21 protein-coding genes are annotated in these 23,873 nt (G+C 61.4%); 16 read left to right on the forward strand and 5 right to left on the reverse strand.

Annotated features, from left to right (window positions below; all coding sequences use genetic code 11):
- The 3 genes from QMX88_RS22950 to QMX88_RS22960 all read left to right on the forward strand — a co-directional run.
- Nucleotides 1-1,737 (forward strand): hypothetical protein (locus QMX88_RS22950; protein ID WP_282372517.1); only part of this gene is annotated, 1,737 nt, incomplete at its 5' end.
- A 71-nt stretch (nucleotides 1,738-1,808) separates the two neighbouring features.
- Nucleotides 1,809-3,719: a hypothetical protein gene (locus QMX88_RS22955; protein ID WP_282372518.1), complete on the forward strand. Its 1,911-nt coding sequence runs from the start codon at nucleotides 1,809-1,811 to the stop codon at nucleotides 3,717-3,719.
- 154 nt (nucleotides 3,720-3,873) lie between these two features.
- Nucleotides 3,874-4,371 (forward strand): hypothetical protein, encoded by a 498-nt coding sequence (locus QMX88_RS22960; protein ID WP_282372519.1) that lies wholly within the window; start codon nucleotides 3,874-3,876, stop codon nucleotides 4,369-4,371.
- On the opposite strand, the gene QMX88_RS22965 is transcribed toward QMX88_RS22960, so the two are convergent.
- Nucleotides 4,346-5,035 carry an alpha/beta family hydrolase gene (locus QMX88_RS22965; protein ID WP_282372520.1) on the reverse strand — a complete coding sequence of 230 codons (690 nt, stop codon included), beginning with the start codon at nucleotides 5,033-5,035 and terminating at the stop codon, nucleotides 4,346-4,348. The two genes, QMX88_RS22960 and QMX88_RS22965, sit on opposite strands and share 26 nt — an antisense overlap.
- 858 nt (nucleotides 5,036-5,893) lie before the next feature.
- On the opposite strand from QMX88_RS22965, the gene ccoN reads away from it, so the two are divergent.
- The 12 genes from ccoN to QMX88_RS23025 all read left to right on the forward strand — a co-directional run bounded on the left by ccoN (nucleotide 5,894) and on the right by QMX88_RS23025 (nucleotide 18,050).
- Complete coding sequence (gene ccoN, locus QMX88_RS22970; protein WP_282372521.1) at nucleotides 5,894-7,336, forward strand: cytochrome-c oxidase, cbb3-type subunit I; 1,443 nt, start codon at nucleotides 5,894-5,896, stop codon at nucleotides 7,334-7,336.
- Nucleotides 7,336-7,947, forward strand: a complete 612-nt coding sequence (ccoO, locus tag QMX88_RS22975) for a cytochrome-c oxidase, cbb3-type subunit II (RefSeq protein ID WP_282372522.1) — start codon at nucleotides 7,336-7,338, stop codon at nucleotides 7,945-7,947. The genes ccoN and ccoO overlap by 1 nt, the downstream gene beginning before the upstream one ends.
- Nucleotides 7,948-7,952: 5 nt before the next feature.
- Nucleotides 7,953-8,171 carry a cbb3-type cytochrome oxidase subunit 3 gene (locus QMX88_RS22980; RefSeq protein WP_282372540.1) on the forward strand — a complete coding sequence of 73 codons (219 nt, stop codon included), beginning with the start codon at nucleotides 7,953-7,955 and terminating at the stop codon, nucleotides 8,169-8,171.
- Nucleotides 8,168-9,148 (forward strand): cytochrome-c oxidase, cbb3-type subunit III, encoded by a 981-nt coding sequence (ccoP, locus tag QMX88_RS22985; protein WP_282372523.1) that lies wholly within the window; start codon nucleotides 8,168-8,170, stop codon nucleotides 9,146-9,148. The genes QMX88_RS22980 and ccoP overlap by 4 nt, the downstream gene beginning before the upstream one ends.
- Before the next feature lie 56 nt (nucleotides 9,149-9,204).
- Nucleotides 9,205-10,620, forward strand: a complete 1,416-nt coding sequence (gene ccoG / locus QMX88_RS22990) for a cytochrome c oxidase accessory protein CcoG (RefSeq protein ID WP_282372524.1) — start codon at nucleotides 9,205-9,207, stop codon at nucleotides 10,618-10,620.
- A gap of 12 nt (nucleotides 10,621-10,632) precedes the next feature.
- Complete coding sequence (locus tag QMX88_RS22995) at nucleotides 10,633-11,166, forward strand: FixH family protein (RefSeq protein ID WP_282372525.1); 534 nt, start codon at nucleotides 10,633-10,635, stop codon at nucleotides 11,164-11,166.
- Between the two features lie 16 nt (nucleotides 11,167-11,182).
- The gene (locus tag QMX88_RS23000; protein WP_282372541.1) at nucleotides 11,183-13,654 is read left to right on the forward strand and encodes a heavy metal translocating P-type ATPase; all 2,472 of its coding nucleotides are present in this window, start codon (nucleotides 11,183-11,185) and stop codon (nucleotides 13,652-13,654) included.
- 25 nt (nucleotides 13,655-13,679) lie between these two features.
- Nucleotides 13,680-13,895 (forward strand): cbb3-type cytochrome oxidase assembly protein CcoS, encoded by a 216-nt coding sequence (ccoS, locus tag QMX88_RS23005; protein ID WP_282372526.1) that lies wholly within the window; start codon nucleotides 13,680-13,682, stop codon nucleotides 13,893-13,895.
- A 444-nt stretch (nucleotides 13,896-14,339) separates the two neighbouring features.
- Entirely contained in the window at nucleotides 14,340-15,098 is a 759-nt protein-coding gene (locus QMX88_RS23010) for a sulfite exporter TauE/SafE family protein (RefSeq protein WP_282372527.1), read from the forward strand.
- An 89-nt stretch (nucleotides 15,099-15,187) separates the two neighbouring features.
- On the forward strand, nucleotides 15,188-16,570 hold the full coding sequence (gene hemN, locus QMX88_RS23015) for an oxygen-independent coproporphyrinogen III oxidase (RefSeq protein WP_282372529.1): 1,383 nt from the start codon (nucleotides 15,188-15,190) through the stop codon (nucleotides 16,568-16,570).
- Nucleotides 16,571-16,703: 133 nt separating this feature from the next.
- Complete coding sequence (gene fnr, locus QMX88_RS23020; protein WP_192174209.1) at nucleotides 16,704-17,438, forward strand: fumarate/nitrate reduction transcriptional regulator Fnr; 735 nt, start codon at nucleotides 16,704-16,706, stop codon at nucleotides 17,436-17,438.
- Nucleotides 17,439-17,501: 63 nt separating this feature from the next.
- Nucleotides 17,502-18,050 (forward strand): adenine phosphoribosyltransferase, encoded by a 549-nt coding sequence (locus QMX88_RS23025; RefSeq protein WP_192174208.1) that lies wholly within the window; start codon nucleotides 17,502-17,504, stop codon nucleotides 18,048-18,050.
- 178 nt (nucleotides 18,051-18,228) lie between these two features.
- On the opposite strand, the gene recR is transcribed toward QMX88_RS23025, so the two are convergent.
- The 4 genes from recR to dnaX all read right to left on the reverse strand — a co-directional run bounded on the left by recR (nucleotide 18,229) and on the right by dnaX (nucleotide 22,693).
- Nucleotides 18,229-18,831: a recombination mediator RecR gene (gene recR / locus QMX88_RS23030; RefSeq protein WP_065988697.1), complete on the reverse strand. Its 603-nt coding sequence runs from the start codon at nucleotides 18,829-18,831 to the stop codon at nucleotides 18,229-18,231.
- A 69-nt stretch (nucleotides 18,832-18,900) separates the two neighbouring features.
- Complete coding sequence (locus QMX88_RS23035; RefSeq protein WP_192174207.1) at nucleotides 18,901-19,929, reverse strand: NADP-dependent oxidoreductase; 1,029 nt, start codon at nucleotides 19,927-19,929, stop codon at nucleotides 18,901-18,903.
- Nucleotides 19,930-20,112: 183 nt separating this feature from the next.
- Nucleotides 20,113-20,439, reverse strand: coding sequence for a YbaB/EbfC family nucleoid-associated protein (locus QMX88_RS23040; protein WP_037011416.1), 327 nt, complete (start codon nucleotides 20,437-20,439; stop codon nucleotides 20,113-20,115).
- A 100-nt stretch (nucleotides 20,440-20,539) separates the two neighbouring features.
- Entirely contained in the window at nucleotides 20,540-22,693 is a 2,154-nt protein-coding gene (gene dnaX / locus QMX88_RS23045) for a DNA polymerase III subunit gamma/tau (RefSeq protein ID WP_282372537.1), read from the reverse strand.
- Between the two features lie 210 nt (nucleotides 22,694-22,903).
- Here dnaX and QMX88_RS23050 point away from each other — a divergent pair, with 210 nt between their 5' ends.
- Complete coding sequence (locus QMX88_RS23050; protein WP_282372538.1) at nucleotides 22,904-23,680, forward strand: substrate-binding periplasmic protein; 777 nt, start codon at nucleotides 22,904-22,906, stop codon at nucleotides 23,678-23,680.
- The last annotated feature ends 193 nt before the right edge of the window (nucleotides 23,681-23,873 follow it).

Genomic DNA, 23,873 nt, shown 5'->3' on the forward strand with positions numbered 1-23,873 from the left:
CTTGATAGCCCAATCACTGTTGACTTGAAGGTCTGGGAGGGTGCAGAGGCAGGCTATAAATATCAGCTTCTATGGGACGGCGAAGCTTACGGTCCAGAAAAAATTATCCAGCCTGCAGATCGACCAGGGATTCCTCTCACCCTGGAAATTCCAGTTACATTGCAAACCGAAGGATTTCACAGTCTCGCCTTCCGAACGTACAGCCCAAATACCACTGTTGAGGATTTTTCTGAAGTTTTCCCCGTAGTAATAGACCGCACGGCCCCAGGCAAACCCCAACTCGCTGCCATTCAGTTTCCAGTAGAGGTCCAGAATGGCTTGACTGCTGCGGAATTGACGCGTCTTGGGGACCAGCTGGACGTTGAAGTTGCTGGCTACACAGGCATGGCCAAACACGATGTTATTGAAAGTTATTGGGGTGATACCGCAGGCCCAACCGCAACAGTGACTCAGGATGATATGGGACTCAATAAAGTTCTGTTCAATTTCTCGAAAAACTTTCTTGAGACCATCCCTGCCGGGCCCCATGACGTTAAATACAAGGTGACGGATCGCGCAGGCAACACGTCCGAGTTCTCGATTGAATCGAGCATCCTGTTGTTACTCGAAGAAATCCCGGTTAACTATCCGGCTCCTATCGTTGACCCCGCCGTTGGCGGACTGATTGATTACGTGGAAGCTCGTCCAGGCGTGAAGGTAGACATCCCTCACTACCCAGGCGCGGCAGCTTTTGACCAAATTACTTTGTATTGGGGTGAGGACACGCCCATGTTCCCGGTGCAATTGCCCCCTGGCGATGAAGATGAGGACATCGTTATTTCATTCCGTGTGCCATTTGAAACCATTGCGGTGAAGCCAGTAGGTGAAGTTTCTGTCACCTACAAGATAACCCGACAAAATCAGCTAAACGGTTCGTCACTGGCAACAGAAATCGAGGTATTTCTGACCCTGCCTGTCCCAGAGCCTGCACTAGCGCCCATCGTTCAAGGGACAAGCCTTAACAGCCCAGACAAGACCGACAACTTTATTGATGAGGAGGACTATGAGCTTAACAGTCGCGCTATCGTCCAGTGGAATGATCAGTTCAAGCTCAATGATAATCTGAACCTTTTCTGGGGAGATCAACAACGGCTTCAGTGGCACCAAATTTCGGAGGAGGACGTGGCGGCTCAAAAAGACCTTGTTATCCCTATCGTCAACTCAATCATGAAGGCACAAGGCACCGGTGCTGAAATCCCAGTGCGCTATACCGTGGTCCGTGACGGCAACCCGAATCCGACACCTTCTCCAACCCAGACAGTGACAGTGCGTTCCAGGGAAGAACTGCCTGGAGGTGCCGATGGTATTGATGGCCCCGTATTTGAGCTGACTCCCACCGGATACATTTCGCTTGTGGTTGCACCTAATGGCACTAAGGGGTTGATTAAGCCCTATATCAATATCTCAAAAAACCAAAAACTGTTCTTTACATTCAAAGGCTTCGACCTGACTAACAATCCAATCGAAGCAGCAACCTTCACCGCGACCCGCGAGCTTGATGAACAAGACGTCTTGAACGGCTACAGCTTCCAGGTGCCGTTCAATATCTTGCGGACAATCTGCCACGGATATTGTGAAGCCTATATCCGAGTAGAACCTGCTGCTGGAAGCAATCAAAGCGCGGTGACTTCACGTATCACTCGAGTACCGGTGGACATGCGACGCACCAATGAAACCGCGTGCACTCTGCGCGCTTGACTTAAACCAGAACCCAGCATGATCAAGGGTGGAATATTCCACCCTTGATCGACTTCAACTAAGGAAATCATATGAACGTGCAAAACACCCCACTAACAAGAGCGCCTATTCCCTTGCAACTACCCAATGTACCGGTTGCGCTTGAAGGTGGACTGGTGCCAATTGAACAGCTCACTACCGCTGTCAAAGTTAACTTCCCAGTGTGGGAGGCTGCTGAGACCGGCTATACCTATCAACTTGCATTTGATGGTGCAAAGGTTCCACCGGAGAAAATCATTTTAAGCACGGACAGGCCAGGTGACCTTTTGGAAGTAGAAATCCCGGTTGACCTGTTAACTGAGGGTGTACATCGCGTGGGGTATCGGAACTTTAGTCCTAACACTCAATATGAGGTCTATTCCGAGACTATTCCGCTGGTCATCGACCGAACCGCCCCAGGCGCACCGCAACTCGGCCCCATCATTTTCCCCGACGTTATCCAGAACGGCCTCACCTCCTCCGAACTGGAAGGCCTCAACAACGTCCTTCCCGGCAAGATCGCGGGCTACAGCGGCATGGCCGCAGGGGACGAAATCCGCACCTATTGGGGTCCGATGGAAGGTCCGATGACCGTCGTTGATGCCAACGACATGGGCCTGAACCGGGTGATGGTGGACTTCACGCGTCCGTTCATGGAACTGTCGGACTGCCAGACTTCCGCGGTCACCTACACCGTGACCGACCGTGCGGGCAATGTGTCGATGGTCTCTGATCCGGTGATGATCCAGCTTGACCTGGGCATGCGCCGACCTCTGCCGGCACCGGTGATCCGCGAAGCCAAGGGTCAGGTTCTGGACCCCGCCGATGCGGCGAATGGCGCCACCTTGGTGATCGATGCCACGGCTGATCTGCGCGAGGGCGAAACGGTCGTTGCTCAGTGGAACGGTCCGAAGGGCAACGATCGCCAGGAGAAGATTATTTCGGCCGCCGAAGCCGGTCAGGTGCTGGCCCTGGTGTTTCCTAACAGTGTAGTCACGGTCAATGACGGGCAAAATATCGAGGTGGCCTACACCGTGACGCGCGGCAGCGGCATCGTGCAGGAGTCGGCCAAACTTGCGCTGAAGATCATGAGCGCCGCGCTGGAACTGCCCGCGCCAACCGTCGACACAGTCGGCCCGGACGGCATTCTGCGTCCTTCACTGATTACCGGCTGGGAAGCGATCGTGCGTGTCAGTTATCGCGGGATGGACCCTCGGGATCTGGTGCGAGTGCGCTGGGTTGGTGCACGTACGTTTGAAACCATGATGATGAACGTCGGTGGCATGACCGAACTGGTTTTCGGCGTGCCCAAAATGCTGATCGAGATGAGCATCGGCAGCACCGCGACGCTGACCTACATCGTGACGCGCAATGGCATCGACATGGAGTCTGTGCCGCTTCAGCTGTCGGTGCGCGAGGGCATGATGTTCGACACATCACCGGTTACCCTGGCCGGTAAAATTTACCTGCTACCCGCCCACCCTGCGTTGCTCCCGACCTTTCCAACGGGCACCACGGTCCATCGCATCGCCAGCGGCGGTCGCCCTCCTTATACCTATTCGACCAGCGATGCGAAGGTGGCCGTCGTAGCAGCTTCCGGCTGGACGTCGGTGCGCGGCAACGGCCTGGCAACCATCACGGTCACCGATTCAGCGGGCGAACAGCAGAGTTACGACGTAACCGTCACCGGCGTCATCGAATGCCACGGCGTGGGCTCCGGCAACTACACCCAGATCTCCAACGCCGCCAACCGCATTGGCGCGCGCATCCCGAGCATCCACGAGTTGATCGAGATCTATAACGCCTACGGCAACCGCTGGCCGATGGGCAATGCCAACTATTGGTCCTCCACCGTCGCCAAAAACGTGTTCGGCGCGAAGTGGTACTACGTGAAGAACCTCAACACCGGAAAGGACTACAAACTGCTCCACATCAATTCCAGCCTGGGCGTTGCTATTCGCTAATTAGCTGATTCGCGAATCAGCCACTCACGCGCGTCAGCACGCTTCAGACACCTAAGCAGCACCCCCTTTCAAAGACGTCGTCGCAACCCGACGGCGTCTTACACGTGCAGCGCCCACGCCGCCCTTAAAATCCACTCAAGGAAACCTCAGAAAAATGCCCGCAAAACCTCCTCTTCAACGCCCGCAGGCACCGGCGGCGCGCGGCACGTTCAGCGCAATAGTCAACGGCCACCCCTTCATCACCCACCGCCTGAGCGCCATGGCGTGCCTGCGCCCGGGTCGGTCGGATCCGCTCACCTGCCGAATCTGGAAGATCCTCGCCACCGGCACGGTTCGCCGGCACCGCACCATGATCGGCCTGTTCACCGACCAGACAGTGCAACCCGGTAGCTACAACTTGCTACGCAACGAACAGATCACCGTCATCTATCACCTTACCCCCACGCGGATGGCGAAGATTTATCACTCCCGCGATCTGCAGCAAGGCAACCTGACACTATTGGGCTGCGATGCCACTTCAGGACAGCTGAACGGCAACTTCGAGTTTGCGGTCCCGACCAAGGACTTTCACGTGACCGACGGCCTGTTCGACCTGGTCTGCGACCTGAACGCCGAGGAACATCCCGCTATCCGATCAGCCGACGCGCCATAAGCTCGGCGATTTCCTGCATGCACGCCTCGACAGTGAGCCCCGATGATTTCAACGGTTTGAGGTCATGGTTGGCCGTCGGCACCCAATGCACCTCGATGGCCTTCGACAGCTCATACCCTTCAACCGCCTCTCGGTTGCCCAACGCATCGCGTTCGCCCTGCACGATCAGCGTCGGCGTCCGCAGTCCCGCCAGGTGCGCGACCCGCGGTTTCTCGGGTTTTCCCGCCGCGTAGAACGGATAGCCAAGACAGAACAACCCATCGGCTTCGACTTCGTCAGCGATGACGCTGGCCATGCGTCCGCCCATGGATTTGCCCCCGATCGCCACTCGCCCGCTCACACCCCCACGCACGGCGGCGTGCACCCCATGCCAGCACTCCAGCAACTTCGGTTGGGGATTGGGCGGTCGTCTGCGCCCGTCGATTCGGCGCTGGGCCATGTAGGGGAATTCAAAACGCAGCACGCCAACACCCAAGGCCGCCAGGCGCGTGGCGATGTCGTTCATGAAGTCGCTGTCCATCGGGGCGCCCGCGCCGTGGGCGAGAATCAGCGTCGATGGCGCGTCCGCTGCCTGGCCGGTCGGCGCATCCCAGATCCAGCCGTGTTCTTGCGCCAACTGGGCGCAGTGATCCGCCGTTCGCTTCGCCGCGTGTTGTTTGCTCATGCAGGTCTCTTTTACCAAAACATCGACCACCCGCCGACTGAGGCGAGCACCACGGCCGGCATTATGCAGCAACGTCGGCGTGCCATGAGCCTGCCCGCCGTTTGCCCTGCTCCGACAGCAAGGGTTCAGCTCCCGGGCGTTAGTCTGGCCCGGCACTTCGGCAACGAGCACCGAATCCTGAGCGCCCCAACCTGCACACAACCGGGCGGTTTCATCGACGGAATATGCTTTTTGTCCGCTCCGGACGATCACCCGTGACGATCGCCGGCCTTTCTGCCAGCTCGGGCCAAATATTTTTTGGGCAGATAAAAGTGCCAATGTCAGCGGCTTTTTGTATACAACTTTGCAGTCGAAATGCTCTCTCGATGCACAGGAACGGCAGGCAGAGAAGCGTTTCAGCTATCTCCGGAAATGGTTGATCGCCGCGTCCCGCCAAGGACGCGGCAACTTTCCGTCGAGCGCGGCCAAGTGTCGCAGGCGCTGTTCCAAAGCCTTCCCTCCGCGATCATTCGCGTCTAAGCTGTGTCCGCACAGTGGACCGGCGACAGCTAGCCACAGGCCCAGCAACAAGATTGTGCCCGGCAACGCAGCCCTCTTGCAGACAAGCAGCCCCAGCGCTGTTTTCACCCGCAGGGTTGTATCCAATCCCTCCCACTCACGCGCGCGATCCAGCTCGACCTGTCTTCCTTCCCTCAGGCCACTCAGCCAGAACCCAATTGCGCTTCGGCAAACGGGCCTCTGCGTGCACCGCGTCCCTCGCTTCCGTCGATCCCCAGCCACGCCACTGCGTGATGGGTTACGCGCGATCGAAGGTGCGGCTGTGACCACACTAATAAAATACACACCGTGGAACCTGACATGAGCACAGCACCCAGCCCGACTGCTTATAACTACAAGGTCGTCCGCCAGTTCGCCATCATGACGGTGGTCTGGGGCATCATCGGCATGGGCCTGGGCGTCTTCATCGCCGCCCAGCTTGTGTGGCCTGACCTGAATTTCGGTTTGCCGTGGACCACATTCGGTCGACTGCGCCCCCTCCATACCAACCTGGTGATTTTCGCGTTCGGCGGCTGTGCCCTTTTTGGCACCTCCTATTACGTCGTCCAGCGCACCTGTCAGGCGCGACTGATTTCCGACGGCCTGGCGGCCTTTCATTTCTGGGGCTGGCAGGCGGTGATCATCGGCGCGATCGTCACCCTGCCGATGGGCTACACCACCACCAAGGAATACGCCGAGCTCGAATGGCCGATCGCGATCCTGCTGGCGATTGTCTGGATCGCCTACGGCGCGGTGTTCTTCGGCACCATCGTCAAGCGCAAGACCCGACACATTTACGTCGCCAACTGGTTTTACGGCGCGTTCATCGTAGTGACGGCGATGCTGCACATCGTCAACCACATCTCGCTGCCGGTGAGCCTGTTCAAGTCGTACTCGGCGTACGCCGGCGCCACCGACGCCATGATCCAGTGGTGGTACGGGCACAACGCCGTGGGCTTTTTCCTCACCACTGGCTTTCTCGGGATGATGTATTACTTCGTGCCGAAACAGGCCGAACGCCCGATCTATTCCTATCGCCTGTCCATCGTGCATTTCTGGGCGCTGATCACCCTGTACATCTGGGCCGGCCCGCACCATCTGCACTACACCGCCCTGCCCGACTGGGCGCAATCACTGGGCATGGTGATGTCGATCATCCTGCTCGTGCCAAGCTGGGGCGGCATGATCAACGGCATGATGACCCTATCAGGCGCGTGGCATAAATTGCGCACTGATCCAATTCTGCGGTTCCTCGTGCTGTCGCTGGCGTTCTACGGGATGTCGACGTTCGAGGGGCCGATGATGGCGATCAAGACCGTCAACTCCCTCTCCCACTACACCGACTGGACCATTGGCCACGTTCACGCCGGCGCGCTGGGCTGGGTGGCGATGATCTCCATCGGCGCCGTCTACCACATGATCCCGAAACTCTACGGCCGGGCGCAGATGCACAGCGTCGCGCTGATCAACACGCACTTCTGGCTCGCCACGGTCGGCACCGTCCTCTATATCGCCGCGATGTGGGTCAACGGCATCACCCAGGGCCTGATGTGGCGCGCCATCAACGACGACGGCACCCTCACCTACTCGTTTGTCGAAGCCCTGCAGGCCAGTCATCCGGGGTACATCGTCCGCGCGTTGGGCGGAGGGATTTTCGCCAGCGGCATGCTGTTCATGGCCTACAACGTATTCCGCACGATTCGTGCAGCGAACACGGAAGAAGCGGAAGCCGCCGCACAGATTGCCGTCGTGGGGGCTCACTGATGATCAAGCACGAAGCACTGGAAAAGAACATCGGCCTGCTGTCGATCTTCATGGTCATCGCGGTGGCGGTGGGTGGGTTGACCCAGATCGTTCCGCTGTTCTTTCAGGACGTCACCACCCTGCCCGTCGAAGGCATGAAGCCGCGCCCGGCGCTGGAACTCGAAGGCCGCGACGTCTACATCGCCAACGGCTGCGTGGGCTGCCATTCGCAGATGATCCGGCCGTTCCGCGCCGAAACCGAACGCTACGGGCACTACTCGGTGGCCGGTGAAAGCGTCTGGGATCACCCATTTCTCTGGGGTTCCAAACGCACCGGGCCGGACCTGGCCCGGGTCGGCGGGCGCTACTCGGACGACTGGCACCGCGCCCATTTAAACAATCCGCGCGACCTGGTGCCGGAGTCGATCATGCCGGCCTACCCCTTCCTGGCGGACACCAGGATCGACGGCACGCTGACCGGCAAGAAGATGGAAGTGCTGCGCAGCCTGGGCGTGCCGTACACCGATGCCGACATCGCCGGCGCAGCCGACGCGGTGAAGGGCAAGACCGAAATGGATGCGCTGGTGGCCTACCTTCAGGGCCTGGGCACCCTCATCAAGAGCAAACGGTGATCGCCATGGACATGGGAACAATACGAGGCCTGGGCACCGTCGTCGTGATGGTGGCTTTCATTGGTCTGGCGCTGTGGGTGTACAGCCCGCGGCGCAAGGCGGAATTTGACGATGCGACGCTGCTGCCGTTTGCCGATGATCCGGAGGCGATTGCGCAGGTCAGGCAGGCGCAAGACCAGAGCAAAGCCCAAGCCTTAAAACCCGAAAGGAGCCAGAAACCATGAGCGCCTTCTGGAGCATTTACGTCACGGTGCTGACGCTGGGCACGATCTTCGCAATGGGCTGGCTGCTGATCGCCACGCGCAAGGGCCAGCGCACCGACACCACCGATGAAACCGTCGGCCATGCGTTCGATGGCATCGAGGAATACGACAACCCGCTGCCCAAGTGGTGGTTCTGGTTGTTCATCGGCACTATTATTTTCGCCCTGGGCTACCTCGCGTTCTACCCTGGGCTGGGGAACTGGACGGGGCTGCTGCCGGGTTACGACTACGCCGACAACGACAAGAAAATCCCGTTTTCCGACGGCACAACCGGCTGGACCGGCGTGCACGAATGGGAGAAGGAGATGGCGCAATCCGAGGCGCGCTTCGGGCCGATATTCGCAAAATTCGCGGCGATGCCCATCGAGGAAGTGGCCAAAGACCCACAAGCGCTGAAGATGGGCGGTCGGCTGTTCGCGTCGAACTGCTCGGTTTGCCACGGCTCCGACGCCAAAGGCGCCTATGGCTTCCCCAACCTCACCGACGCTGACTGGCGCTGGGGCGGCGATCCGCAGTCCCTCAAAACCACCATCATGAACGGCCGTCACGCCGTGATGCCGGCGTGGGGTGCGGTGATTGGCGATCAAGGCGTGCGCGACGTGTCGGCCTATGTGCTGACGCAACTGGGTGGCCGTACGCTGCCCGCCGACGCGAACGCCGACCCGGCGGCGGGCCAGAAAATCTACGCCACCACCTGCGTCGCCTGCCACGGTCCGCAGGGCAAAGGCGTTGCCGCATTGGGCGCGCCAGACCTGACCCACCCCGGCGCGTTCATTTACGGCGCCAGCTTTGCCCAGTTGCAGCAGACCATCCAGTACGGCCGCCAGGGCCAGATGCCGGCACAGGCTTTGCTGCAGGGAAACGACCGGGTGCACCTGCTGGCGGCTTACGTGTATAGCCTGTCCCATGGGGACGAACCGGCGGCTAAGCCCGAGTGAAGGATATCGCCGTCGCACACGCTGATGATTCGGCCCGAAGGGCGCAGGACGCTGCCATGAGCAATCAGATTCCGCTGCACAACGTCACGCCGCCGACTGAAAAGGACGGCGACACCGTCGACCTGTATGCCTCGCGGGAGAAGATCTACACCCGCGCGTTCACCGGGGTGTTCCGCAATGTGCGCATGGGGGGCGGCGTTGTGCTGTTCCTGCTGTATTTCGGCACGGTCTGGCTTAACTGGGGCGCCCATCAGGCGGTGTGGTGGAACCTGCCGGAGCGCAAGTTCTACATCTTCGGCGCGACGTTCTGGCCCCAGGATTTCATTCTGCTGTCGGGCATCCTCATCGTCAGCGCGTTCGGGCTGTTCTTCATCACCGTGTTCGCCGGGCGGGTCTGGTGCGGCTACACCTGCCCGCAAAGCGTGTGGACGTGGGTGTTCATGTGGTGCGAAAAGGTCACCGAAGGCGACCGACATCAGCGCATCAAACTCGACAAGGCGCCCATGAACGGCAACAAGTTCGCGCGCAAGTGTGCCAAGCACAGCCTCTGGCTGCTGATCGGCCTCGTCACCGGCCTGACCTTCGTCGGCTACTTCTCGCCCATCCGCCAACTGCTGCAGGCGTTCTTCACTGGCGAGGCCGATGGCTGGGCGTATTTCTGGGTCGGTTTCTTCACCCTCGCCACCTACGCCAACGCCGGCTGGCTGCGGGAGCAGGTGTGCATTTATATGTGCCCCTACGCGCGCTTTCAGAGCGTGATGTTCGACAAGGACACCCTGATCGTTTCCTACGACCCACGGCGTGGCGAGCAACGGGGCGCGCGTAAAAAGGAAACCGATTACCAGGCTGAAGGCCTGGGCGACTGCATCGATTGCACGATGTGCGTGCAGGTCTGCCCCACCGGCATCGACATCCGCGATGGCTTGCAGATTGAATGCATCGGCTGCGCGGCGTGCATCGACGCCTGCGACTCGATCATGGACAAGATGGACTACCCGCGTGGCTTGATCAGCTACACCACCGAGCACAACCTTTCCGGGCAAGTGACCCATACACTGCGGCCACGGTTGATCAGTTATGGCCTGGTGTTGCTGGCGATGATCGGCGTGCTGACCAGTGCGTTTTACATGCGCTCGCTGGTGGGTTTCGACGTCAGCAAGGACCGCATGCTGTACCGGGAAAACGCCGAGGGACGGATCGAAAACGTCTACAGCCTGAAGATCATGAACAAGGACCAGATCGACCACACGTATGTGCTCGACGCCACCGGGCTGCCGGACCTGAAGCTGCAAGGGCGCCGCGAGATCAAGGTGCCGGCGGGCGAGATCGTCAGCCTGCCGGTGGAGCTGTCGGTCGCGCCTGAGCAACTGCCGTCGGGCACCAACGAGGTCAGTTTCGTTCTCAGGGACATCGAACAAAGCGACACCGAAGTCCACGCCAAGAGCCGTTTCATCGGCCCGTCCATTCGCTGAGAGAGGTCGGAAATGAACCCAGTCACCGCAGCAACACCTTGGCACCGGCATTTATGGCCGTGGATCATCATCGGCATCCTGACCTGCTCGGTGGCATTGACCCTGGCCATGGTCACCATCGCCGTCACCCACCCGGACAACCTCGTCACCGACAATTATTACGAGGCCGGGAAAGGCATCAACCGCTCCCTGGATCGCGAATTGCTGGGTCAGTCCCTCAATCTGCAAGCCATGGTGGGCCTGGATGAGCTGACCGGCGAAGTGGATGTGCAGCTGAGCGGCGCCAGTCAGCCGGAAACCCTGGTGCTGAACCTGATTTCTCCGACTCAGCCGGACAAGGACCGCAAAATCGTGCTGGCGCGTAATCCTTCGCAACCGGGGCGTTATGTCGGGCAGTTGAGCGACAGGGTCGAAGGCCGGCGTTTCGTCGAATTGCTGGGGGTGGAAAACGGCCAGACCTGGCGCCTGTTCGAGGAAGAACGGATCGTCCCCGGCCAGCCACTGACCCTGGGCGACGAGCCGATTCAGGGCGCGGGCAGGCATTGATGTGAACGCCACTCAAATGCCGACCACCGAGATCAAACACCTGCGGTCTTGCTACCACTGCACGTTGCCGGTCCCTCCGGGCGGGCGCTTCATCACGTCGGTGCTGGGCGAGGCGCGGGAGTTCTGCTGCCCCGGTTGTCAGGCCGTGGCCCACGCCATCGTCGCCGGCGGCCTGGAAAGCTATTACCTGCACCGCAGCGAAGCGTCGATCAATCCTCAGGTATTACCGACGCCTCTGGCCGACGAACAAGCCCTCCTTGATCGTCCCGACGTGCAGGCGCCCTTTGTCCGCCATGAGTCCCCCGTCGGCGATGTGGCTGAAACGACGCTGATGATCGAGGGCATCACCTGCGCGGCCTGCGGCTGGCTGATCGAACGTCATCTGCGCGCGTTGCCCGCCGTGGTCGAAGCGCGGCTGAACCTGTCCAGTCATCGCCTGCACCTGCGATGGCATGACGTGGGGTTGCCCTTGAGCGAGGTGCTGGCCGAGCTGCGCAGCATCGGTTACGCCGGCCACCCTTATCAGGCGGACAAGGCGACCGAGCAACTGGCCCGGGAAAACCGCCGCAGCCTGCGTCAACTGGGCGTCGCCGGGCTGCTGTGGTTTCAGGCGATGATGGCGACCATGGCGACCTGGCCCGAATTCAACATCGACCTCAGCCCCGAGATGCACACGATCCTGCGCTGGGTGGCGATGTTTCTGACGACGCCCATCGTGTTTTACAGCTGTGCGCCGTTCTTCAAAGGGGCGCTGCGCGACCTGCGCGCGCGCCATCTGACCATGGATGTTTCGGTGTCACTGGCGATTGGCGCGGCGTACCTCGCGGGCCTCTGGACAGCGGTCACTGGCGTGGGCGAATTGTATTTCGACGCGGTCGGCATGTTTGCGCTGTTCCTGCTCACCGGCCGCTACCTGGAACGCCGCGCCCGGGAACGCACCAGCGCGGCGACCGCGCAACTGGTCAATCTGCTGCCGGCTTCCTGCCTGCGGTTGAACGCGGAGGGCCAGACCGAGCGCGTCTTGACCTATCAGTTGCGTTTGCACGATCAGGTGGTGGTCCACCCCGGCGCGCTGTTGCCGGCGGACGGCCAAATCATCGCGGGCCGCTCAAGCATCGACGAATCGCTGCTCACCGGCGAGTACCTGCCGCAACCCCGTCAGGTGGGAGATGCGGTCACCGCCGGCACCGCCAATGTGGAAAGCGTGCTGACGGTGGAAGTGCTCGCCCTCGGCGCTGACACGCGACTCTCTGCCGTCGTCCGATTGCTGGAGCGCGCCCAATCGGAGAAGCCGCCCCTCGCGCAAATGGCGGACCGCGCAGCGCAGTGGTTTTTGCTGATTTCGCTGGTGCTGGCGGCGTGTGTCGGCGTGGTCTGGTGGCAGCTCGACGCAAGCCGCGCGTTCTGGATTGTGCTGGCGATGCTCGTCGCCACCTGCCCGTGCGCCCTGTCGCTGGCGACGCCCACCGCCCTGACGGCCGCCACCGGCACGCTGCATAAACTCGGGCTGTTGCTCACCCGCGGCCATGTCCTGGAAGGGCTGAACCGGATCGACACGGTGATCTTCGACAAGACCGGCACGCTGACCGAAGGACGCCTGACGTTAAGGGCCATTCGCAGCCTCGGCGCGCTGAGCAGTGACGACTGCTTGAGTCTGGCGGCGGCACTGGAAAGTCGGTCTGAACACCCGATTGCCCGGGCGTTCGGCAAGACGCCGCTGACCGCTGAAGGGGTCGTCGCCACGCCAGGGCTGGGGCTCGAAGGCGAAGTCAACGGGCGGCTCTTGCGCATCGGTCAGCCCGGGTTTGTCTGCGCCTTGAGTGGCGTCGCCGTGCCATTGATGCCCGACGAGCCCGGTCAGTGGTTGTTGCTGGGGGATGACACGCAGGCACTCGCCTGGCTGGTGCTCGATGATCGGCTGCGGGACGACGCGGCGGCGCTGGTCGGGGCGTGCAAACAGCGCGGCTGGAAGACGTTGTTATTGTCCGGCGACAGCTCGCCCATGGTCTCCAGCGTCGCGACTCAGTTGCAGATCGATGACGCCCGAGGCAGCCTGCGGCCGGATGACAAGCTCGCCATTCTGCAACGGCTGCGCGCGGAGGGCCGGACCATTCTGGTGATCGGCGACGGGGTTAATGATGTGCCGATGCTGGCGGCGGCCGACATCAGCATCGCCATGGGTTCGGCCACCGACTTGGCCAAGACCAGCGCGGACGCGGTGTTGTTGTCGAACCGTCTGCACGTGTTGGTGGATGCTTTTGTCCTCGCTCGGCGCACACGGCGGATCATTGTGGAAAATCTGGCGTGGGCCGGGCTGTACAACGGGCTGGTGCTGCCCTTCGCGGCGCTGGGCTGGGTCACGCCGTTGTGGGCGGCGGCGGGTATGTCGGTGAGTTCGCTGGTGGTGGTCTTGAATGCCTTGCGGCTGACACAGACGAAGCCGCTTTCTGCAGAGTCCCTACCTGCCCATCAGACGGTGACCCCATGAATGCACGACCCACCCCGGAGGCCCGATGCCTGCGCTCTACATCATGATTCCGGTGGCGCTGCTGATTGTGGCGGTGGCGATTTACGTTTTTTTCTGGGCAGTGGACAGCGGCCAGTACGACGACCTGGACGGCCCGGCTCACAGCATTTTGTTCGACGATCAGGATCCGGGGCACAAGGCCGGAGTGGATGAGGTGTCGGGGAAAGATAGGGCGGACAACATGAAGGATTCGGCCAAGTGAACGCCGTCCCTGTGGGAGTGAGCTTGCTCACGAAGGCTGACTATCGACCGCTGGATATCTGTCGGATGTACCGACCTCTTCGCGAGCAAGCTCGCTCCCACCCTCCACGGGTCGGCAGATACATCTGCGGTGTCGTCGCGCTTGATGCGATCTCATGTGGAATGACCGGGGTGGCGCTCCATCTTGCTCACGAAGGATTCGGCCAAGTGAACCCGGTCCCTGTGGGAGTGAGCTTGCTCGCGAAGGCTGACTATCGACCGCTGGATATCTGTCGGATGTACCGACCTCTTCGCGAGCAAGCTCGCTCCCACAGTCCATGTGTTGGCAGATACATCTGCGGTGCGGTCAGGCTTGATGCATTCTCATCTGGGACGACCGGGGCAGCGCTTTACCTTGCTCGCGAAGACGTCCGTGCAATCACTGCCAGACGTTCAGGCCGAAACCATGCATGACCTCCTCCCCCAACTCCTCTCTGCCTTGGTCCTTGGCCTGCTCGGCGGCGGCCATTGCCTGGGCATGTGTGGCGGTCTGATGGGCGCGCTCACCTTTGCCATTCCCAAGGAGCAACGCGGACGACGCCTGCACCTGCTGATGGCCTACAACGCCGGACGTGTTTTCAGCTACGCCTGCGCCGGATTGCTGACGGGCATGCTCGGCTGGGCGGTCGCCAACAGTCCGGGGGCGATGCTGTTGCGGGTGATCGCCGGGCTGCTGATGATCACCATGGGCCTGTACCTGGCCGGATGGTGGAGCGGCCTGACCCGCATCGAAGGATTGGGCCGCTGGATCTGGCGTTACCTGCAACCGCTGGCCAGCCGCCTGATGCCGGTGTCGACGATGCCTCGGGCTTTACTGCTGGGCGCGGTGTGGGGCTGGCTGCCCTGCGGACTGGTTTACAGCACGCTGCTGTGGTCGGCGAGCCAGGGCAATGCGCTGCACAGCGGATTATTGATGCTCGCGTTCGGCATCGGCACCTGGCCGGTGCTGCTCGCCACGGGGCTGGCCGCCGAGCGAATCACCGCCCTGCTCCGTCGCCGCAGCGTGCGCGTGGCCGGCGCGCTGCTGGTGATTCTGTTCGGCCTGTGGACACTCCCCGGCCCCCATCAACAGTGGCTGATGGGGCACACGCCTCACACGATGAATCACGGGATGGGGCACACGATGACTCCTCAGATGAACCATGCAGACATGGCCCACGAGTAATCGCTGCCCCATCCATTGACCCAGATCAACGCCTTGATCTGCGCGCGCCTTACACTTCCCGCACCGCCAGCCTTCACGGGAACGCCCCCATGCTCGACGACCTTCGTTGGGATTCTGAACTCATCCGCCGCTACGATCTGGCAGGGCCGCGTTACACGTCCTACCCCACCGCCATGCAGTTTCATACGCAGGTTGGCGCCTTCGAACTGCTGCAGGCACTGCGTGACAGCCGCATGGCGTCGCGGCCATTGTCGCTTTACGTGCACATCCCGTTCTGCGCCAACATTTGCTATTACTGCGCCTGCAACAAAGTCATCACCAAGGACCGCGGTCGCGCCCAGCTCTATCTGCAGCGCCTCGAACGCGAGATCAGCCTGATCGCCGCCCATGTCGATGACCGTCAGGTGGTCGAGCAGTTGCACTTCGGCGGTGGCACGCCGACCTTCCTCAGTCACGTCGAACTGCGTCAGCTCATGGCCCATTTGCGCCAGCACTTCACCCTGCTGGATGACCACTCCGGCGACTACGGCATCGAAATCGACCCCCGCGAGGCCGACTGGTCGACCATGGGCCTGTTGCGCGAACTGGGTTTTAACCGTGTCAGCCTCGGCGTGCAGGACCTCGATCCGCTGGTGCAGCGGGCGATCAACCGTTTGCAGAGCCTGGAAGAGACTCGCGCCATCGTCGAAGCCGCGCGCACCTTGCAGTTTCGTTCGGTGAACATCGACCTCATCTACGGCCTGCCGCTGCAAACCCCGGAGGGTTTTGCCCGCACCGTCGAGCAAGTCATCGCCCTGCAGCCCGACCGGCTTTCGGTGTTCAACTACGCTCACCTGCCCGAGCGCTTCATGCCGCAACGGCGCATCGACACGGCGCAGTTGCCCAGCCCTGAGCACAAGCTGGAGATGCTCCAGCGCACCATCGAGCAACTGACCGGCGCCGGCTATCGCTACATCGGCATGGACCACTTCGCCCTGCCCGATGACGACCTGGCCATCGCTCAGGAAGAAGGCACGCTGCAGCGCAATTTTCAGGGCTACACCACCCACGGTCGCTGCGACCTGATCGGCCTCGGCGTCTCGGCCATCAGCCAGATCGGTGGGCTTTATGCGCAGAACACCGCCGATCTCACCGAGTACCAGACCCTGCTGGCCAGCGACCAACTGGCGACCAAGCGCGGCTTGCGTTGCAACGAGGACGATCAGCTACGGCGCACCATCATCAGCCAACTGATCTGCCATTGCCGCCTCGATTTCGCGCCCGTCGAGGATGAATTTTCCATCCACTTTAGGGAATATTTCTGCGAGCAGTGGCCGCAGTTGCTGACCATGGCCACGGATGGGCTGATTCACCTGGATTCGAAAGGCATCACCGTCACCCCGGCGGGACGTCTGCTGGTGCGCTCGATCTGCATGGTGTTCGACGGATATCTGGGCGCGCAAAACCGTCAGCGCTATTCCCGGGTGATATAGGCCCGCGTGATCCAGGCATTTTCCGCCTGGAGCGGAGGAATCATTTCTGGCCATGGAGGCGCGTGGTAGTCGCAGGGTTAACCGCTGAGTTACCCTTACGACTCATGTGTGTTTCTGCAAAAGGAATTACCCGATGTCTGAGCCAGTCAAACTGCGCGCTCCCACCCAGGCTCACTGCAAGGACTGCAGCCTGGCCCCGTTGTGCCTTCCGCTTTCATTGAACCTGGAAGACATGGATGCACTGGACGAGATCGTCAAACGCGGCCGGCCATTGAAGAAAGGCGATTTTCTGTTTCGTCAGGGCGACACCTTCGCTTCCGTCTACGCCGTCCGTTCCGGCGCGCTGAAAACCTTCAGCCTCAGCGACAGCGGCGAAGAACAACTCACCGGCTTTCACCTGCCCAGCGAACTGGTCGGGCTGTCCGGGATGGACGCCGAGGCGTATCCCGTCACGGCGCAGGCCCTTGAGACCACATCTGTGTGCGAAATCCCCTTCGAACGGCTGGACGAACTGTCGGTGCAACTGCCGCAATTGCGTCGCCAGTTGATGCGCGTGATGAGCCGGGAAATTCGCGATGACCAACAGATGATGCTGCTGCTCTCGAAGAAAACCGCCGACGAGCGCATCGCCACGTTTCTGGTCAACCTCTCCGCCCGCTTCCGCGCCCGGGGCTTCTCCGCCAACCAGTTCCGCCTGAGCATGTCGCGCAACGAGATCGGCAACTACCTGGGCCTGGCAGTGGAAACCGTGTCCCGGGTGTTCACCCGCTTTCAGCAGAACGAGTTGATCGCCGCCGAGGGCAAGGAAATCCGCATCCTCGACCCGATTCAGCTCTGCGCGCTGGCCGGGGGATCGCTGGAAAGCTGATGCATCATGGTCCGGGCGGGCTTAGACTGGCGTCTTTTGAGTCATGTCCTGCCCGAGATCCATATGATTTTCGACGAATTCAGCATCAAATCCCTCATCCGCCCTGTGGTGGATTTCCCCAAGCCCGGCGTGATTTTTCGTGACATCACCCCGCTGTTCCAGTCACCCAAGGCCCTGCGCCTGGTCATCGACAGCTTTATCCAGCGTTACATTGATGCCGAGTTCACCCACGTCGGCGCCATGGACGCGCGCGGGTTTCTCATCGGCTCGATCGTTGCGTATGAGCTGAACAAACCGCTGGTGCTGTTTCGCAAGCAGGGGAAACTGCCGGCCGACGTGTTGGCCGAGGCCTACCAGACCGAATACGGCGAAGCGCTGCTGGAAGTCCACGCCGACAGCTTGTGCGACGGGGATTCGGTTGTGATGTTCGATGACCTGATCGCCACCGGCGGCACGCTGGTCGCCGCCGCCAACCTGATCCGCCGCATGGGCGCGAAGGTTCACGAAGCCGCTGCGATTATCGATCTGCCTGAACTGGGCGGCTCAAAGCGCCTGCGTGACATGGAAATCCCGACGTTCTGTTTGACCGAGTTTGCGTTGACGGATAAGTAACGCCGCGATCAAAGTCGATCGGTTCGCCGGATCTCTGTAGGACCGGCTTCAGCCGGGAATAGGCCGGTACGTGCATTGAAGATTCAGCGGCAGACCCGGCCTATTCGCGAGCAAGCTCGCTCCCACAGGTCCTCATTCGCTGCAAGACAGCGGCGCGTATTGAAGACAGGGAACTCACCTACAACTGAATCGGCTTGCGCCCTGCGAACGAGTGGGCGAGCGTGCCGCCGTCGACCAGTTCCAGCTCGCCACCCAGCGGCACGCCGTGGGCAATGCGCGAGGTGACCAGGCCTTTGTTGGTCAGCAGTTGGGCGATGTAGTGCGCCGTCGCTTCGCCTTCCACCGTCGGGTTGGTGGCGAGGATGACTTCGGTGAACGAGCCCTGCTCCTCGATCCGCGCGACCAGCTGCGGGATGCCAATGGCTTCAGGCCCCAGACCGTCCAGTGGCGACAAGTGGCCCTTGAGCACGAAGTAGCGCCCGCGGTAACCGGTCTGCTCCACCGCATACACATCCATCGGGCCCTCGACCACGCACAGCAGTGTGTCGTCGCGACGGACGTCCGAGCATTGCGGGCAAAGTTCTTCTTCGGTGAGGGTGCGGCATTGTTTGCAGTGACCAACGCCTTCCATCGCCTGACTCAATGCCTGGGACAGACGCGAGCCACCGCTGCGATCACGCTCCAGCAGCTGCAACGCCATGCGCTGGGCGGTTTTCTGACCGACACCGGGCAGAATGCGCAGGGAGTCGATCAACTGGCGAATCAGGGGGCTGAAGCTCATTGGAGAAACGTCCGACAAAAACACGAGACGCGGTTTATACCCGCGCCTCCGATTACCGTCAAATCAGGGTCACGAGACCTTGACCACCAGCTTGCCGAAGTTCTTGCCGTCGAGCAGGCCAATGAACGCGTCCGGCGCATGTTCCAGACCTTCCACCACGTCTTCGCGGAATTTCACCTTGCCGTCCTTCACCAGCGGAATCATGGCCTGCATGAATTCTTCCAGACGGTGGTAATACTCTTCGTAGACGATGAAGCCCTGAATCTTCGCGCGCTTGGTCAGCAGCGTGCGCATCAACAGTGGCAGTTGATTCGGCCCTTCCGGCTGGCTTTGGGCGTTGTAATGGGCGATCAGTCCGCACAACGGCACCCGCGCACGCTCATTGAGCAGCGGGATGACCGCTTCAAGCACCTTGCCGCCGACCAGTTCGAAATAGATGTCGATGCCGTTCGGGACGGCCGCTTTCAGCTGCTCGGCGAAATCATCACTGCGGTGATCAATGCAGGCATCGAAGCCCAGCTCGTCGACCACATAACGGCATTTGTCTTCACCACCGGCAACACCCACCACGCGCAGGCCATTGAGCTTGGCCACCTGACCCACCACCGAGCCGACCGCCCCGGAAGCCGCGGCGACGACCAGGGTCTCGCCCGCTTTCGGTTTGCCGATGTCCATCAAACCCATGTAACCGGTGATGCCCGGCATGCCGAGCACGCCCACCGCCATCGACGGGCTGGGCAGATCTTTCGGCGCCATCAATAGGTTGCTGCCGTCGGAAATGCTATGGGTCTGCCAGCCGGTCTGACCCACCACCAGATCGCCTTCCTTGAATTTCGGGTTGCGCGACTGCTCGACCACGCTGACCGCGCCGCCTTCCATCACCGCATCGATTTCCACCGGTGCCGCGTAGGACGGGGCGTCACTCATGCGACCGCGCATGTAGGGATCAAGGGACAGGTAGAGCGTGCGCAATTGCACCTGGCCGTCTTGCAGGTCAGGCAACGCCTCGCGCTCAAGTCGGAAGTTTTCCGGGGTCGGTGCGCCCTGTGGACGGGATGCCAGGACCACACGCTGGTTGAGGATCAATTCTTGCGTCATCGGAATGGGCTCCATGATGAAGGGTTGCGAGGGTATAGAAAGCAGACCGTGGGCAGCCGGACGGGTTCGGTCGAATGTGGGGCTCCATATGACGCGCGTAATCCGGGGCGGCCCTGGCGCCGTCCCCACACAAAAATGCCAGGCACGAGGGCCTGGCATTCGGGTGTCACAACGGCAGTCCGATCAGAACGGCAGTTTCATGCCCGGGGGCAGCTGCATGCCGGCGGTCATGCTGGCGGTCTTCTCCTGGCTGGCCGCTTCGATCTTGCGTACAGCGTCGTTGACGGCTGCAGCGATCAGGTCTTCGAGAATTTCCTTCTCTTCCTGCATCAGGCTGTCGTCCAGACTGACGCGCTTGACGTCGTGACGCCCGGTCATGACCACGCTGACCAGACCGGCGCCGGATTGGCCCGTCACTTCAGCGTTGGCCAGCTCTTCCTGCATCTTGGCCATTTTTTCCTGCATCTGCTGAGCCTGCTTCATCAGGCCTGCCATGCCACCTTTCATCATGGGAGTTACTCCTCGGAAGTCATTGGATAGAAAGTCGTTGAACAATCGGGGCGCCCCATCAGCTTAGCGCCCCCGGAAATCATTGGTCCTGAATCAGCATCTAGACCGGCGCCTGCGCCGGCCCATCCACCGGCACAATCGTGTCCTCGCGAATGGACGCACCGAACTGCTGCATCATCTGCTGAATGAACGGATCGCCGTGAATCGCCGCCTCGGCCTGCTTCTGCCGATCGGCACGCCGACGCGCCGCTGCCTGAGCCGGGGTTTCCTGCTCGGGCTTGATCAGTTCGATACTCAGGTTGAGGGTGCGTTCATGGTATTGGTTCAGCGCGTCGTTCAGACGGCGCTGCTGCGTCGAGTTGAACAGCGCGCTGTGGGCCGGATCCAGGTGCAGCAGCCAGTTGTCGCCCTCCACCGAAATCAGCGTGCAGTTGGCGGCGATGCTGCCGGTCATGCCGGAAATCGGCAGTTTCGGGAACAGCTCAAGCCAGTCGGCTGCCAGCCCGGTGGCGGGCTTGGCGGCCGGCAACAGCTCGGGCTCCTTCTCCACCGCTTCGACCGCTTCGTGGGCCAGGTCGTCAAGATAAGCGAACGATGCCGGGTCGATGTCGATGTCCGGCTCGTTGTAGTCGTCATCGGGCGGCGGCTCGTCGTCGCGCTCCATGGGCGCCGGCACGTACGGCGTCGCGTCGGGCACGTGCTCGATCATCTGCAGCGTCACGACGTCGGCGGCGGCTTGCCGTTGCTCTGACGACTCGACTTCAGGCGCTTCAGGCACAGGGCTCGCGGGGACCGGCGCCGGCATTGGCGTCAGATCAGGCTGCTCGGCCACGGTGTCGAGGACGGGCTCGGGAATCTCGGCGACGGATTCGGAAGCGGGCTGCGAGGACGGCTCTGGTTCAGGCTCTGCTTCGGGCTCGGCAGCAGCGGCTGGCGGCGTAACCTTCGGCTCGTTCCAGGGCAGATCGATCTCTTCCTCAGCCTTTGGCTTCGCAGGTTGAGCATCAGGCACGGCCACCGGAGCAGGCTTGTCGATAACCGGCGCTGGCGACGGGGCGGTGACGGGGTTGGGTGCTGCGGATGCTGAACTCGCCACCGCTGTCCGGGAATCAACCGTGGCCGGGTTGATCCCCACTGACTTTAACGGCTGCGTCGGCGCGTTGTCGGCGTCTGCGGGCCGGAACGCCAGCATGCGCAGCAGCACCATCTCGAACCCGCCACGGGGGTCCGGCGCCAGCGGCAAATCGCGGCGACCGATCAGGCCCATCTGGTAATAGAACTGCACGTCTTCGGCGGGCAATGACTGGGCCAGAGCCAGTACGCGATCACGATCGCCATGGCCATTGTCCACCCCTTCAGGCAGCGCCTGGGCGATGGCGACCCGGTGCAACACGTTGAGAATCTCCGAGAGCACGCCGCTCCAGTCAGGGCCCTGTTCGGCCAGATGGCGCACGGCTTCAAGCAGCGAGCGGGCATCGCCCTCGATCAACGCAGCCAGCACGTCGAACACCTGGCCGTGATCCAGCGTACCGAGCATGGCGCGCACATCGGCCGCCAGCACTTTGCCTTCGCCGAAGGCAATCGCCTGATCGGTGAGGCTCATGGCGTCACGCATCGAGCCATCGGCGGCGCGACCCAGCAGCCACAGCGCGTCGTCTTCGAACGGAACGTTTTCAACGCCAAGGACGTGGGTCAAATGCTCGACCACACGCTCGGGCGTCATGTTTTTCAGGGAGAACTGCAGGCAGCGGGACAGAATGGTCGCCGGCAGCTTCTGCGGATCAGTGGTGGCGAGGATAAACTTGACGTAGGGCGGCGGCTCTTCCAGCGTTTTGAGCAACGCATTGAACGAGTGGCTGGAGAGCATGTGCACTTCGTCGATCAGGTAGACCTTGAAGCGGCCGCGACTGGGTGCGTATTGCACGTTGTCGAGCAGCTCGCGAGTGTCCTCAACCTTGGTGCGGCTGGCGGCGTCGATCTCGATCAGGTCGACAAAGCGGCCTTCATCGATCTCGCGGCACACCGAGCACTCGCCGCAGGGCGTTGAAGTGATACCGGTTTCACAGTTCAGGCACTTGGCAATGATCCGCGCGATGGTGGTCTTGCCGACCCCCCTTGTGCCCGTGAATAAATAGGCGTGGTGCAGGCGCTGGCTGTCCAGCGCGTTGATCAGGGCCTTGAGCACATGGGTCTGGCCGACCATTTCGCGGAACGAGCGCGGACGCCATTTACGTGCAAGAACCTGATAACTCATTGAAAACCGTCGCGACTGGGTTGCGGAAGACCGCCAATGCTAGCGGAGCAGGGGCAAAATTGCATCTGGTGTCCGACGCTTATCGCTTTATTATGGCTGGCCTGGCTCCGCAAGACGGCTCCGCGAGATGGTTCCCCCATAAGGTTCCGCACCTGGATTCCGAAGACACAGCAGGCTTGAAGCGTCGCACTGTTACTTCGAGGGATCCGGATGCGAGTGTGGGTGAGTGGCTTGGGACTTTTGGGCGCCGTGGAGTTACTGAGCGCACCTGCTGCGGCGCAAGGCCCGCCCCTGCGTTTCGCCGTGGCCGACAGTTGGTCGATGCCGCTGATGCAAGTGGGTCCCGACGGACCTGAGACCGGCATTCTTTTCGACATCATGGAAAGCCTGGCCCGGCAGATCGGCCAGACTGCCGAATATCGCGTGTATCCACGGCTTAGGGTGCAGGCGGCGACCGAGCGCGGTGACGTCGATGTGCGCTGTTACGCCGCGCAATCCTGGTTGCCGGACATGTCGGGCGACTACACCTGGAGCCTGCCACTGCTGACCCAGCGCAACGTGCTGGTCGGCAGTGCCTACGACACCGCACCCTTTCAGTTGAGCGCGATTCTCGGCGATCACATCGGCACCGTGCTGGGCTATGCCTACCCGGTGCTGGACCCGCTGTTCGCCACGCGCGATTTGATCCGCGAAGACGCCAGACTCCAGGAGCAGGTCCTGCAAAAGCTCTCGGCCCATCGCTACCGATACGCCGTGGACACCCAGTGGTCGCTGGACTGGTACAACCGCGACCAGAAAGCCGACGAGAAACTCAGGGCCGTGTGGATCATCGATGAACAGCCCGTGGGTTGCGTCGCCCGCAACGACCCGAGCGTACCCGCGCAACGCATCATGCGCACGCTGCTGAGGATGAAGATGTCCGGGGAGATCGAGCGGATTGTCGAGCGGTATCAGGTGCATTCGGGCAACCCCGACGACCCGTATTGAGGCTGCGCCGCTTTCCTGTTGTGAGACTGGCTGCGACTTTCGATTGTGGGGCTGACGCCGATCGTAGGACCGGCTTTAGCCGGGAAAGCGTCAGGCGTCACACCGCAAGACTGATGGCGTACACACTGGCCTCTTCCCGGCTAAAGCCGGTCCCACTAAAAGATCGCGCGCACTCAGTGGGACCGGCTTTAGC

Origin of the sequence: Pseudomonas sp. PS02290, assembly GCF_029960075.1 — a bacterium.
In the GTDB taxonomy this organism is placed as follows: domain Bacteria; phylum Pseudomonadota; class Gammaproteobacteria; order Pseudomonadales; family Pseudomonadaceae; genus Aquipseudomonas.